Genomic DNA, 13,292 nt, shown 5'->3' with positions numbered 1-13,292 from the left:
TGGTTACCCCTCCAATTCAAAACGATATTCTTCCACGACGGTGTTCGCCAGCAGCTTCTCGCACATGGCCGCCACCCGTTTCTCCGCTTCTGCACGATCATCCGTGTTCAGCTCGATTTCGATATATTTTCCAATACGCAGACTTTCTACCTCTTGAAAACCTACGGAATGCAGTGCGCCTTGAACGGCTACACCTTGTGGATCGAGTACGCTTTGCTTGATGGTAACATAGACGATTGCTTTCACTTGATTCCCTCCGGAAGGGTATTTCCAAGGGCTTTGCCCTATGGGTACCCGAAAATTTTAATAAAACCAAGGTTTTGACAAAGGACTTCGTCCTCTGTACTCCTTTAATTTCTACCACTCCAAACTAGCAATTCTACCCTCCCAAACCAGCAGTTCTACCCTCCCAAACCCTCCCTAGAAGGGAGGGCCCCAAGGGCTTTGCCCTCTGGACACCCGAAAATTTGGTGGGGACTGCTGCTTGGCTGTTCCTGTGCTGCTATGGTGAAGGAGGCGCTTGCCGTCCCTTCGGGACCCGCTTTACGTTTGGTGCTCCTGCAAAACCTCTTTTGAATAAGACGATTAAGATTTGTATAAAGACGACTGCTGCCTTACTACGATGTCCTCTTATTCATCCTGCTAAGTCATAACGAGACGTACTATACTTAATCACAACTCGTGACCCATTTCGTACCGAAGTCTAGCCTTCCTCGTACGGCTCACCTTGCCCGTACCCTCACCTCTGCCGGAGAAACCGCTCTCCGGCAGGAACTCGCTTGCTTCGTAGGGTGGCTACATAATCTGCACTTGAACAAGTGACATAGGGATGTAGTAACGAAGGGGAAGCTTGGAACTGCAGGAGCGCCAGCGACCGCCTTTGTCTCCGGATTTCTACCGCTAAGAGCGGTATAGATCAAGAAATCTGGGGACAACAGCGGCCGGAAGCCCAAGCATTCTCCGTAGTTACGGCCTGACCCCTATGTTGAAATTACAAGTGCATTTATGGCCCCTACGAAGCCCGATTAATCCGTGAGACGGTGATAAATGTTTTGGTAGCGACGGGTCGTCTCCTCCACCACATGCCCTGGCAGCGGAGCGGGCTGGCTGTTCTTGTCCCAATCCGTGCCAGCCAGGTAAGAGCGGACAGGCTCTTTGTCCATGCTGTCGATCTCGATATCGAGAGCGTAATTCTCCTTGGCCCAGAAGCGGGAAGCATCCGGGGTGAAGATCTCATCAATCAGGATGAGTTCCCCGTCGATCAGACCGAACTCCAACTTGCAGTCCGCTAGAATGATGCCGCGCTCATCGCAGTAGTCTCTGGCGAAGGCATACAGCTCAAGGCTCTTAGCTTTCAGCAGTTCGGCCAATTCACCACCCACGAGCTCCTGCATACGCTCGAAAGAGATGTCCTCATCGTGGCCCACATCGTTCTTCGCCGCCGGGGTGAAGATCGGCTCCGGCAGCTTGTCATTCTTGCGGAGTCCCTCCTGCAGTGAAATGCCGTTGATAGCTCCGTTCTGCTCGTACTGGCGCCATCCTCCACCGGTGATATATCCGCGAACCACACACTCAATATCAATGCGCTCCGCTTTGAGCGTCACCATAATTCGGTCCTTGAGCAGCTCCTTGTTCTTAATGACCGAGCCAAGCTTCTCCACATCCGTGTGTACCACATGATTCTGGATCAGATCGGTCGTCAGCTTGAACCAGTAAGCGCTCAGCTGATTGAGCACATTGCCCTTTTCCGGAACCGGCGGCTCCAGGACATAATCGAACGCAGAGATGCGGTCGGTAACTACAATGAGATAATGTTCCCCCAAATCATACAGCTCGCGAACCTTTCCTTTATAGAGCAGCGGTGCATCAACATAATCCACTGCCGTGGACACAGCTTGTGATGACATTAAGCCGTCCTCCTCTTCCCCTGATCGTTGATTAATCTATAAGTCTAAGCTTTCTGAAAATCGTATCCACATGCTTCAGGTGCCATGCCGGGTTGAAGGCATCCTCAATCTCTTCTTTGCTCAGCACTGCCGTAATCTCAGGTGTCTCTTCGATAATGTCGCGGAATTGGCGCTGTGTCTCCCAAGCCAGCATCGCGCGAGGCTGTACGGTATCATATGCCTCTTCACGGCTGAATCCTTTGTCGATCAGCTTGGTCAATACGCGGCCGGAGAATGGAACCCCGAATGTACGGCCCATGTTACGCTTCATATTCTCTGGGAATACCGTCAAGTTCTTGATGATGTTACCGAGACGATTAAGCATGTAATTCAGCAGCATTGTCGCATCCGGGAGAATCACGCGCTCTGCACCGGAGTGTGAAATATCACGTTCATGCCACAGAGTCACGTTCTCATACGCCGTGATCATATGTCCGCGGATGACGCGGGACAAGCCGGAGATGTTCTCGCAGCCGATCGGGTTGCGCTTATGCGGCATGGCTGATGAACCTTTTTGACCTTTAGCAAAAGCTTCTTCCACTTCACGGAACTCACTCTTCTGCAAAGCGCGAATTTCAGTTGCGAATTTATCAAGCGATGTGGCAACCAGCGCCAGTGTGGCCATATATTCAGCATGACGGTCACGCTGCAGTGTTTGTGTTGAGATCGGCGCGGCAGAGGTGCCAAGCTTATCGCAGACGAACTGCTCCACGAACGGATCAATGTTGGCATAGGTGCCGACAGCGCCGGAGATTTTACCGAACTGTACATTATCAGCCGCATGACGGAAACGCTCCAGATTCCGCTTCATTTCCTCATACCACAGTGCCATCTTCAGTCCGAAAGTTGTCGGTTCAGCATGCACACCGTGCGTACGTCCCATCATCGGCGTATCCTTGTAAGCTACAGCTTTATCTTTCAGAATCGCAATGAAATTAATAATGTCCTTCTCCAAAATCTCATTGGCCTGCTTGAGCAGATATCCAAGTGCGGTATCCACAACATCTGTGGATGTCAGCCCGTAATGCACCCATTTGCGCTCCTGCCCAAGGCTCTCGGACACCGCGCGTGTGAAGGCAATGACATCATGGCGTGTCTCTTGTTCAATTTCATAGATCCGGTCAATATCAAAAGAAGCATTTTGACGAAGCAGGGCTACGTCTTCCTTAGGGATTACACCCAATTCCGCCCAAGCCTCTGCTGCACAAATTTCAACCTCGAGCCATGCCTTGAATTTGTTCTCTTCCGTCCAAATGGCTCTCATTTCTGGTCTGCTGTAACGTTCGATCATTTTTGTTGATTCCTCCAAATTTTGGTTTGCTGTATAAAATTCATACCTTCTTGTACATTATCGCATAAGAGGTTAATGTGTCCCATCTTCCGCTTGGCGGCTGATCCACTCTTGCCGTATAAATGAACTTTGGGAACCACGGCCGGGGCCGGGTCATGATCATTCCCTTGTATCCAAGCTCCGCTTAGCAATCCCTGAACGACCTCATCCAAGTGCTCACCCAGGACATTGACCATAACCACTGGGCTCAGCAGGGATGTATCCCCAAGCGGCAGATTACAAATCGCTCTTACATGCTGCTCGAACTGTGAAGTCTTGCAGGCTTCCATTGTATAGTGGCCGGAATTGTGCGGTCTTGGTGCAAGCTCATTCACGTAGAGCTCCCCGTTCTCCGTGAGGAACAACTCCACTGCAAGCAATCCAACAGCTTCAAGGGATTCTGCAATCCGGGCGGCAAGGCGCTCTGCCTCCTCCTGGATGCTGTCATCGATCCGGGCTGGAACGATAGAGGCGTGCAGAATGTTATCCACATGGATATTTTCCGCAACGGGAAACGTTTTGATTTCTCCGCGTGGACTCCGGGCAGCTACAACTGACAGCTCTTTGTCAAAACGGATGAATTTCTCAAGCACCAGCTCCGTACCGGCCTTACTTAGTGTCTCGTAAGCCTCTGTAATTTCCTCGGCTGAACGGATTACCCACTGTCCCTTGCCGTCGTACCCGCCCATAGCCGTCTTCAGTACAGAAGGAATACCCAAGTTCTCTACAGCTTCTCTCAATTCTTCTACACTTCGAATCTCCCGGTAAGGAGCTACTGGAACTCCAGCCGCTTCGATCGCTTTCTTCTCCCGGATCCGGTGCTGGGTTGTGTATAACAAGCGGCTTCCCTGGGGTACATAGGATAAATCCTCAAGCAGGGCTGCAACCTCTGAATCTACATTCTCAAATTCATAAGTGATGACATCCGAACGTGATGCCAGTTCTCTCGCTGCAAGCTTATCACTATAGGAGGCTGTAATCTGATCGGTTACCTGTCCGCAGGGCGAGTCAGGCGTCGGCTCCAAAGTCACGAAGCGGTATCCCAAGTTCGTCCCTGCCAGGGCCATCATCCGACCAAGCTGTCCACCTCCGAGAATCCCAATTGTGGAACCTGGCGCAATCACCTTGACTTCACTCATTATTCGATCTCTCCCAGATGGTTGCCGCTCTCAAGCACCTCTTCGCGGATATGGTCTCTTCGCTGCTGCACCCGGCTGGCTACCTCCTGATCGAACGCTCCAAGGATTTGTGCAGCAAGAAGGCCTGCATTAGTTGCCCCAGCTTTGCCGATGGCTACTGTAGCCACTGGGATCCCACCTGGCATCTGCACGATGGACAGCAGCGAGTCGAGTCCATTCAAGGCAGCTGACTTGACGGGAACGCCGATCACCGGCAAAATCGTCTTCGCGGCTACCATACCCGGCAGATGCGCTGCTCCGCCAGCCCCCGCAATGATCACCTTCACTCCGCGAGATGCGGCGTTCTCTGCGAATTCAAACATCAGATCTGGCGTACGGTGAGCGGATATGACTTTTTTCTCATAGGGAATTCCTAGCTCGTCCAACACCTCGCATGCATGGGACATCGTCTCCCAGTCTGACTTACTGCCCATTATTACAGACACCTGCGCTGTCATGTTCCAACCCGCTTTCTTAAATAGTATTTAGAATAAGAACTTTGATCTATAATTAAGCAAAAATCCGGTTATCCGCGAAAATACAAGTATTTTCTCTGGACACCGGACCACTGAGGATACGTGACAGGAGGAGCTTCCATCCTGTGGCATACACGGTACCCACAAAACAAAAGAAGGTCTTTTGCTTCAATTGACCTTTCCCCATTACGTTCCCTCGTAGTCCGAAAATTTACGGTTTTCAGGTAGAGACTTCCGGGCCTTATTCCCGGCGATATACGAGTGCTTTTGATGACGCTATAAGCGTCTTCGTCTCTCCTAGTTTAACAACCCTCACACGGGCCTGTCAACCTAAACACGAACAATTAAAACCTTCAAAATACGAACGTTCGTCTTTTTCGAGATGATGGGGGAGTTCTCATGAGGCTTTGCTTATCTACATATAAAAAAAGAGAATGCTATTCCAGCATTCCCCATCCTACTTACTTAACAACCAACACCGGAATTCTTGCATGCTGCACCACATTATGGCTGACACTGCCAAGCACGAATTCACGTATCCCGCCAATACCTCGGCTGCCGATCACAATAGCATCACAGCTCTCCTTGGCCGCATACTCCAAAATCACTTCAGCTGCTGCCCCCTGAGCCAATTCAACCCGCGCATTGTTAATGCCTGCAGCAGACAAACGGTTCCTAGCCTCATCCGAGGTCTTCTCTGCCAACTGATAGAACTCCAAATTAACCGAATCAGGGACCGGGGCAAAGCCATCAGCTATATAGAAACGTGGAAAATCATACACGTGCAGCACAACAAGCTCGGAATCCGCAGATATTTTCGCCAGCTCTATCGCTTTGTCCAGAGCTTTATTAGATGATTTCGATCCATCATACGCAACGAGAATTTTGTTGAACAGCATAATAAGAACACCTCTCCTATGAATGTATGTACTCCAAATAAAACTTAATAACCCCAATCCTATACTCCCGAAACTGCCGGGCTTCCCAAGTATCGAGCTTCTAACTACTTGAGAAAGTATCCATACAGAATGGCATTGAGAAACAACAGCGCCGGAATCCCGACTATAAAGCTGATATGCTTCGTCTTATGCCGACATTTGTACATGGCGATCAGTACACCCAAAGCTCCCCCGATAAAAGCTAACAGGAATAATGTGCGTTCCGGTGTCCGCTCCTGCCTTCGCCTTGCCTTCTTCTTGTCTTCGGACATCACAATATAACCTATCAAGTTAATAATTACGAACCATAGTCCTATAGCTAATCTCATACGGCCCATAGTCCCCCAATCTAACGCGCAGCAATCAGCGCTGTATCTTCTTCTATTATAGAACTTATCCCCATTTAAAAACAAACGGCCTATATAGTCCATCCCTCATCTACTTAGCTGCCCCAGCAAAAAGCCCCCTTATTAAAGGGGACTCTGCCTGTTGCTCGATACTCACTCAATGCTGATTGCCACAGCATATTGCTCGCTGCTCACGGCTTACTGGGTTATTATCTTTCGCTAACTATTCATCGTTTATCGCATTATTGCTTTGGAACGCCATTCAGACTTGGTGCACGTTGTTCCTGCTTCTTCGTCTTCACCGCTGTCGGTTCCTCAAGGATACTTGAGTTGTTCTTCTGATTGTTGATCTTTCGTGATTTATTATGCGGCACTCTCAACACCTCCACTTTTAATGTTCCTGTGAGGAATCCGTTTTATACGGGGTGTGAGCACGACCTGCATCGGGATAACTTGTTATTTATCTGCCTTCTGCTCCAATGCGGCTTTTAACAGTTCTCCCAGATTCGAGCCCAAAGACTCCTGTTTGGCGTACTGCTTAACCAGCTTTTGAGTCTCACGCTTATTCACATGCTTGTTGTCTTTGTTCATCGTCTCGGTGATCCCGCAAGACAGACATTGAACAAATAGACCCGCCTTTCCTTCCTTCATCTCCATTTTCTTATGACATTGCGGACAACGCCGGTTAGACAACCGCTTCTCCCCGGAACGTTTATATCCACAGTCGTCGCTAGGACATATCAACATCAGACCACGCTTACTCTTCTTCTCCAGAAGACGGGTGCCACAGTCCGGACAATGGCTGCTTGAAACGTTGTGTGGTTTGTAGGAAGCTCCGCTCGCCTTGACTTCATGCACCAATCGCTCAGCCATCTCCCGGATTCCCTTGAGAAAAGGTTCAGGTTGACCTTGTCCCTTCGCTATTCGCTCAAGCTCACTTTCCCACTTTGCGGTCAGATCAGGGGTTCTTAGGTCAGCCGACACCAGCTCAATGAGCTGCTTCCCCTTCCCGGTTGGATGCAGGGCGTTCCCTTGGCGATCAATCGTATCCGAGTTCACCAGCTTCTCAATAATATCCGCTCGTGTGGCTGGCGTACCTAAGCCATGCTTTTCCATTTGAGATAAGAGCGCCGCTTCGGTATAGCGCTTGGGAGGAAGTGTACGGCCATTTTGAATCACACAGCGTTTCACCTCTACGCTCTGACCCACGTGAAGTTCAGGCAGTACCTTATCCGGTTCATCAGCAGTGGTGTCCTCATCCGATTCACTCTCATCAAACCCCTGTCCATCATAGACAGCATGCCACCCGCTGTCCTTAATGGTCGTGCCTTTGGCATGCAGCCGCTCATTCTCCACTTCCACAATAACGTTGACATGATCATATCTGGCAGCTGGATAGAAGAGGCTTATAAATCTTCTCACAATCAGATCGTACAGCTTCCGCTCTTCTGCTGTCAGCGCATTAAGAATCACTGTCTGTTCCGTGGGGATAATGGCGTGGTGATCGGTTACCTTGCTATCATCAACAACACGCTTGCTCAGTGGCAGAGCTTTCCGAAGCAAAGGCCTCGCTATAGCCGCATAAGGCCCAACGGCCACACTTTCCAGACGCTCCTTAAGCGTATCCGTCATATCGGATGTTAGATATCTTGAATCCGTACGTGGATAAGTTACTAACTTGTGCTGTTCATATAGACGCTGGAGTACATTAGAGGTTTGTTTGGCCGAGAAGCCATATCTCCGGTTAGCATCTCTCTGTAATTCAGTGAGATCGTAAGCTAAAGGATGTGGCACAACCTTCTCGCTTTTTGTTAATTTTGTGATTGTACCTGTTCGCCCTTCAAGTCTGCTCTTTAATCGGTTCGTCTTCTCTTCATCAAAAATCCTGGAGTCCCCACCTGGCGCCCTCCACATCGCTTCAAAAGACCCCAGGTCACAGCGCAGCTGTCCATACGTCTCTGACCGAAAATTAAGAATTTCATTCTCACGCTGCATAATCATTCCCAGTGTAGGCGTCTGAACCCGCCCTGCTGACAGCTGGGCATTAAATTTCACGGTCAATGCCCGTGTCACGTTAAGTCCTACCATCCAGTCAGCCTCCGCGCGGCAGCGTGCGGACTGATACAAGCGATCGAACTGACTGCCTGGTTTCAGCGAGGCAAACCCTTCTTTAATTGCCTTATCCGTCTGTGAAGATATCCACAGCCGCTTGAACGGCTTGTTCCACTTCACCATATCAATGATCCATCTCGCCAACAATTCACCTTCACGTGCAGCATCCGTTGCAATGATAAGCTCACCGATATCGGATCGTCTCATCAAGTGCTGAACAGCTTTGAATTGATGATTCGTCTCGCGGAGAACCTTTAGCTTCATACGCTGAGGGAGAATCGGCAGATCCTCCAAATTCCAGGTTTGAAATTTATGATCATAATCCTCAGGTTCAGCCAGACCCACCAAATGTCCCAGCGCCCAGGTTACTACGTATTTAGGTCCTTCAAAATGGCTTTTATGCTTCTCACGGCTTCCCATAACCCGGGCAATTTCTCTTGCTACCGATGGTTTTTCAGCCAATACCAGAGTTTTCATTGTAGTTTAATGCTCCCCTTTCCTCTATTCCATAATTATACCACTGCTAACTGGGCACAGAAACAGAGTCTGCATTTTGCGCTAGCGACTAAGATTCCTTGGACAGGTAAAGTTAAGATCATGAATCGAAATAAATCAATCGGTCAATCAAAAAAATAGTACCAGGTACTAGTACCTTATGCTATAATTCAGTTATATTAACTCAAGGAGTGATACAATGAATACTTCTGCAGCTCGCATTTCTGGAATTGGCTCCTATGTACCTGAACATATATTGACAAATGAAGATTTGGAAAAGCTGGTTGATACCAATGATGAGTGGATTGTGCAACGCACGGGCATTCGTGAACGTAGAATAGCTGCGGAGGAAGAGTTCACCTCCCATTTATGTATTCGTGCTGTCGAGGATCTGGCAGCTTCTTATAAAGGAACCCTGAATGATGTTGAAATGGTAATTGTAGCTACCACAACCCCAGACTACCCATACCCTAGTGTAGCTTGTCTTGTTCAGAATCATTTTGGATTGGAACGAGCCGGCGCTCTAGATGTCAATGCAACTTGTGCGGGATTTGCTTACGGCTTGCATCTTGCTAACGGTCTTATTACAGCTGGACTTCACAAAAAGGTACTCGTGATTGCTGGAGAGACCATGTCTAAGGTCACCAATTATGCGGACCGCAATACCTGTATTCTTTTTGGAGATGGGGCCGGAGCAGCCATCGTCGAATATGATCCTGAAAGCCCAAGCTTTGAAGGTGCTGTTCTTGGAAGTGAAGGATCCGGCGGGAAGCACGTATACCGTTCTGGGCTTGCTGCCACCCTTGATGGTATGCAGCTTGAAGGGGAAGGCAAGATTTATCAGAATGGACGTGAGGTGTACAAATGGGCTGTTCGTACGGTACCCGAAGGCATCACTCGTTTGCTTGAGGCTTCAAAAGTCAATGCCCAGGAGATCGACTGGTTCGTTCCTCACAGTGCCAATCTTAAGATGATTGAATCCATCTGTGAGAAGAGCAGCATCCCTGTTCAGAAGACACTGACAAGCGCTGAATATTATGGGAATACATCAAGCGCCACAATCCCACTCTCTCTCCAACTCGCTCAGCGCAATGGAACATTGAAGTTCGGGGATCGGTTAATTATATTCGGCTTCGGGGCAGGGCTTACTTATGCCGGCTTGATGTTAAGATGGGGCGTTAAGGATTAACTAACTCTCAACTATCTAAGAACAAAATTACACAGGGCATTCCGCTTTTTATTGAATATTTAAAGAGGTCACCAGCCAAAGTAAAAGGGCTGGTGACTTCTTTTTTAGTTGTGCATCAAATCTTAATTTCTTGGGTATTAATAAAAGCAGTGTTGAGTTTGTCTGCTATTTAAACGAAGGCATACTCAAATTTCTCAATGCATGAATTTGCATAAATGACTGCGTTCACTTCATTGTTGATGACTTACTCACAGCTCTCTGGTTGGTTGTTCACCTTAAGCAAGCTGGCAACAATTTTTGTAAATAAGTAACTTAAGGTGTTTAAACGGAGTCAGAGCGGTTAATAGTAATCAACAACAACAAACAATCAATATTAAGGAGTTGACAAGCATGGGATTCTTATGGTCATTGATTATTGGTGGTATCATCGGTTGGTTGGCAGGTCTGATTATGGGCAGAGATATTCCAGGCGGTGTAATTGGTAACATTATCGCTGGTTTTATCGGAGCTTGGCTCGGTTCGCTTATTCTTGGTAACTGGGGACCGGAAATTGGTAACTTCTACATCATTCCAGCGTTGATTGGTGCAGTAGTCCTGGTATTTATCGTGAGCTTGCTGCTTCGTTCTTTTGGTCGCAGCCGTTCTTAATTGATAACTAACCTTTGGAGGCACGTCAGAGATCTACTCTGGCGTGTTTCTTTGTTCATATCTTAATAAATTGTGGATTTCTCCATACGAAATAAAAACTATTTATTCAGTTGCTAACAATCCCCCCCTCTTTTCTGTTGATATTTCGCTCTTGTGGGTACTCTTGTGGGTACTCTTGTGGGTACTCTTGTGGGTACTCTTGTGGGTAACAAAAAAGCACTGCCTTTATGGCAGTGCTTTTTTCTAATTGCTTGGCGGCGTCCTACTCTCCCAGGACCCTGCGGTCCAAGTACCATCGGCGCTGGAGGGCTTAACGGTCGTGTTCGGGATGGGTACGTGTGGAACCCCTCCGCCATCGCCACCAAACGGGATTTTTCCGGGTCAATACTCCCTGAATCACTTCAGGAAAATATCCGACCTTATTAAGTCATGCAGCTTAAAATCGGTTCAGGCTTGATCACCTGAAAACTAGATACGAAACGAACTTGCGATTGCTCTTCTTGGACTGCGTCCTTCCAAGCTTTGTTGGATAAGCCCTCGACCGATTAGTACTGGTCAGCTCCATGCATTACTGCACTTCCACCCCCAGCCTATCTACCTCGTCGTCTTCAAGGGGTCTTACATACTGGGAAATCTCATCTTGAGGGGGGCTTCACGCTTAGATGCTTTCAGCGCTTATCCCTTCCGCACTTAGCTACCCAGCTGTGCTCCTGGCGGAACAACTGGTGCACCAGCGGTGCGTCCATCCCGGTCCTCTCGTACTAAGGACAGCTCCTCTCAAATTTCCTACGCCCACGACAGATAGGGACCGAACTGTCTCACGACGTTCTGAACCCAGCTCGCGTACCGCTTTAATGGGCGAACAGCCCAACCCTTGGGACCTACTTCAGCCCCAGGATGCGATGAGCCGACATCGAGGTGCCAAACCTCCCCGTCGATGTGGACTCTTGGGGGAGATAAGCCTGTTATCCCCAGGGTAGCTTTTATCCGTTGAGCGATGGCCCTTCCATGCGGTACCACCGGATCACTAAGCCCGACTTTCGTCCCTGCTCGACTTGTCAGTCTCGCAGTCAAGCTCCCTTATGCCTTTGCACTCTTCGAATGATTTCCAACCATTCTGAGGGAACCTTGGGGCGCCTCCGTTACTCTTTAGGAGGCGACCGCCCCAGTCAAACTGCCCACCTGACACTGTCCCCATACCGGTTCACGGTACCAGGTTAGAACTCCGATACGATCAGGGTGGTATCCCAACGTTGCCTCCACAGAAGCTGGCGCTCCTGCTTCTTAGGCTCCCACCTATCCTGTACAAATCGTATCAAAGTCCAATATCAAGCTGCAGTAAAGCTCCATGGGGTCTTTCCGTCTTGTCGCGGGTAACCTGCATCTTCACAGGTATTAAAATTTCACCGGATCTCTCGTTGAGACAGCGCCCAAGTCGTTACGCCATTCGTGCGGGTCAGAATTTACCTGACAAGGAATTTCGCTACCTTAGGACCGTTATAGTTACGGCCGCCGTTTACTGGGGCTTCGGTTCATAGCTTCGGGATTACTCCCTAACCACTCCCCTTAACCTTCCAGCACCGGGCAGGCGTCAGCCCGTATACTTCGCCTTGCGGCTTCGCACAGACCTGTGTTTTTGCTAAACAGTCGCTTGGGCCTTTTCACTGCGGCCCCCTCGTGCTATTCACACTACCGGGGCACCCCTTCTCCCGAAGTTACGGGGTCATTTTGCCGAGTTCCTTAACGAGAGTTCTTCCGCGCGCCTTAGAATTCTCTTCTCGCCTACCTGTGTCGGTTTGCGGTACGGGCACCTTCTCCTGACTAGAGGCTTTTCTTGGCAGTGTGAGATCATGACCTTCGCTACTGTAATTTTCACTCCCCATCACAGCCCAGCCTTAACGGTGTGCGGATTTGCCTACACACCAGCCTCACTGCTTGGACAGACATCCATCAGTCTGCGTCACTACCCTGCTGCGTCACCCCATCGCTCATAACGGATTACGGTGGTACAGGAATTAGGGCCTGTTGTCCTTCGACTACGCCTTTCGGCCTCGCCTTAGGTCCCGACTTACCCTGAGCGGACGAACCTTCCTCAGGAACCCTTAGGCTTTCGGCGGATCAGATTCTCACTGATCTTTTCGTTACTCATACCGGCATTCTCACTTGTGTACGCTCCAGCGCTCCTTACGGTACACCTTCAATGTATACACAACGCTCCCCTACCCCTGATGCAAAGCATCAAGCCATAGCTTCGGTGGTGTGTTTAGCCCCGTTACATTTTCGGCGCAGAGTCACTCGACCAGTGAGCTATTACGCACTCTTTAAATGGTGGCTGCTTCTAAGCCAACATCCTGGTTGTCTGTGCAACTCCACATCCTTTCCCACTTAACACACACTTGGGGACCTTAGCTGATGGTCTGGGCTGTTTCCCTTTTGACAATGGATCTTAGCACTCACTGTCTGACTCCCGGATCTAAGTTTATGGCATTCGGAGTTTGACTGAGCTTGGTAACCCTTGGCGGGCCCCGCACCCAATCAGTGCTCTACCTCCACAACTCGTTATTCCGAGGCTAGCCCTAAAGCTATTTCGGGGAGAACCAGCTATCTCCGAGTTCGATTGGAATTTCTCCGCT

At 49.3% G+C, this 13,292-nt stretch carries 11 protein-coding genes, 2 rRNA genes and 1 riboswitch (1 of these 14 running past the window's edge); of the genes, 2 read left to right on the top strand and 11 right to left on the bottom strand.

What is annotated here, in order from left to right; genetic code table 11:
* Positions 1-3 precede the first annotated feature (3 nt).
* The 9 genes from purS to ACRRNK_RS03650 form a co-directional block, all read right to left on the bottom strand.
* Entirely contained in the window at positions 4-246 is a 243-nt protein-coding gene (gene purS / locus ACRRNK_RS03690; protein ID WP_127199388.1) for a phosphoribosylformylglycinamidine synthase subunit PurS, read from the bottom strand.
* Positions 247-1,025: 779 nt separating this feature from the next.
* Complete coding sequence (locus ACRRNK_RS03685) at positions 1,026-1,907, bottom strand: phosphoribosylaminoimidazolesuccinocarboxamide synthase (RefSeq protein WP_433945462.1); 882 nt, start codon at positions 1,905-1,907, stop codon at positions 1,026-1,028.
* 31 nt (positions 1,908-1,938) lie between these two features.
* Positions 1,939-3,237: an adenylosuccinate lyase gene (gene purB, locus ACRRNK_RS03680; protein WP_433945461.1), complete on the bottom strand. Its 1,299-nt coding sequence runs from the start codon at positions 3,235-3,237 to the stop codon at positions 1,939-1,941.
* The gene (purK, locus tag ACRRNK_RS03675; RefSeq protein WP_433945460.1) at positions 3,234-4,415 is read right to left on the bottom strand and encodes a 5-(carboxyamino)imidazole ribonucleotide synthase; all 1,182 of its coding nucleotides are present in this window, start codon (positions 4,413-4,415) and stop codon (positions 3,234-3,236) included. The genes purB and purK overlap by 4 nt, the downstream gene beginning before the upstream one ends.
* Positions 4,415-4,912: a 5-(carboxyamino)imidazole ribonucleotide mutase gene (gene purE / locus ACRRNK_RS03670; RefSeq protein WP_433945459.1), complete on the bottom strand. Its 498-nt coding sequence runs from the start codon at positions 4,910-4,912 to the stop codon at positions 4,415-4,417. The genes purK and purE overlap by 1 nt, the downstream gene beginning before the upstream one ends.
* Positions 4,913-5,109: 197 nt before the next feature.
* Positions 5,110-5,211, bottom strand: a riboswitch (purine riboswitch).
* 180 nt (positions 5,212-5,391) lie between these two features.
* Positions 5,392-5,829 carry a universal stress protein gene (locus ACRRNK_RS03665; protein WP_433945458.1) on the bottom strand — a complete coding sequence of 146 codons (438 nt, stop codon included), beginning with the start codon at positions 5,827-5,829 and terminating at the stop codon, positions 5,392-5,394.
* A 104-nt stretch (positions 5,830-5,933) separates the two neighbouring features.
* Positions 5,934-6,197: a DUF1294 domain-containing protein gene (locus tag ACRRNK_RS03660; RefSeq protein WP_433945457.1), complete on the bottom strand. Its 264-nt coding sequence runs from the start codon at positions 6,195-6,197 to the stop codon at positions 5,934-5,936.
* Positions 6,198-6,457: 260 nt separating this feature from the next.
* Positions 6,458-6,589, bottom strand: coding sequence for a hypothetical protein (locus ACRRNK_RS03655; RefSeq protein WP_433945456.1), 132 nt, complete (start codon positions 6,587-6,589; stop codon positions 6,458-6,460).
* Between the two features lie 82 nt (positions 6,590-6,671).
* A complete protein-coding gene (locus tag ACRRNK_RS03650) occupies positions 6,672-8,804 on the bottom strand; it encodes a DNA topoisomerase III (RefSeq protein WP_433945455.1) in 2,133 nt (710 codons plus the stop codon).
* Positions 8,805-9,021: 217 nt separating this feature from the next.
* On the opposite strand from ACRRNK_RS03650, the gene ACRRNK_RS03645 reads away from it, so the two are divergent.
* Together ACRRNK_RS03645 and ACRRNK_RS03640 are read left to right on the top strand one after the other, a co-directional pair.
* Positions 9,022-10,011: a ketoacyl-ACP synthase III gene (locus ACRRNK_RS03645; RefSeq protein WP_433945454.1), complete on the top strand. Its 990-nt coding sequence runs from the start codon at positions 9,022-9,024 to the stop codon at positions 10,009-10,011.
* Positions 10,012-10,401: 390 nt separating this feature from the next.
* Entirely contained in the window at positions 10,402-10,659 is a 258-nt protein-coding gene (locus ACRRNK_RS03640) for a GlsB/YeaQ/YmgE family stress response membrane protein (RefSeq protein WP_433945453.1), read from the top strand.
* A 249-nt stretch (positions 10,660-10,908) separates the two neighbouring features.
* Here ACRRNK_RS03640 and rrf read toward each other — a convergent pair.
* Both rrf and ACRRNK_RS03630 read right to left on the bottom strand, forming a co-directional pair.
* A 5S ribosomal RNA gene (rrf, locus tag ACRRNK_RS03635) occupies positions 10,909-11,025 on the bottom strand.
* Between the two features lie 159 nt (positions 11,026-11,184).
* Positions 11,185-13,292: ribosomal RNA gene (locus tag ACRRNK_RS03630) — 23S ribosomal RNA — on the bottom strand (it continues 824 nt past the right edge of the window).

The sequence above is a fragment of the Paenibacillus sp. SN-8-1 genome (genome assembly GCF_050995535.1).
Lineage (GTDB): Bacteria > Bacillota > Bacilli > Paenibacillales > Paenibacillaceae > Fontibacillus.
The sequence above is the reverse complement of the archived record's forward strand: the minus strand, read 5'-3'. Positions and strand labels throughout refer to the sequence as shown.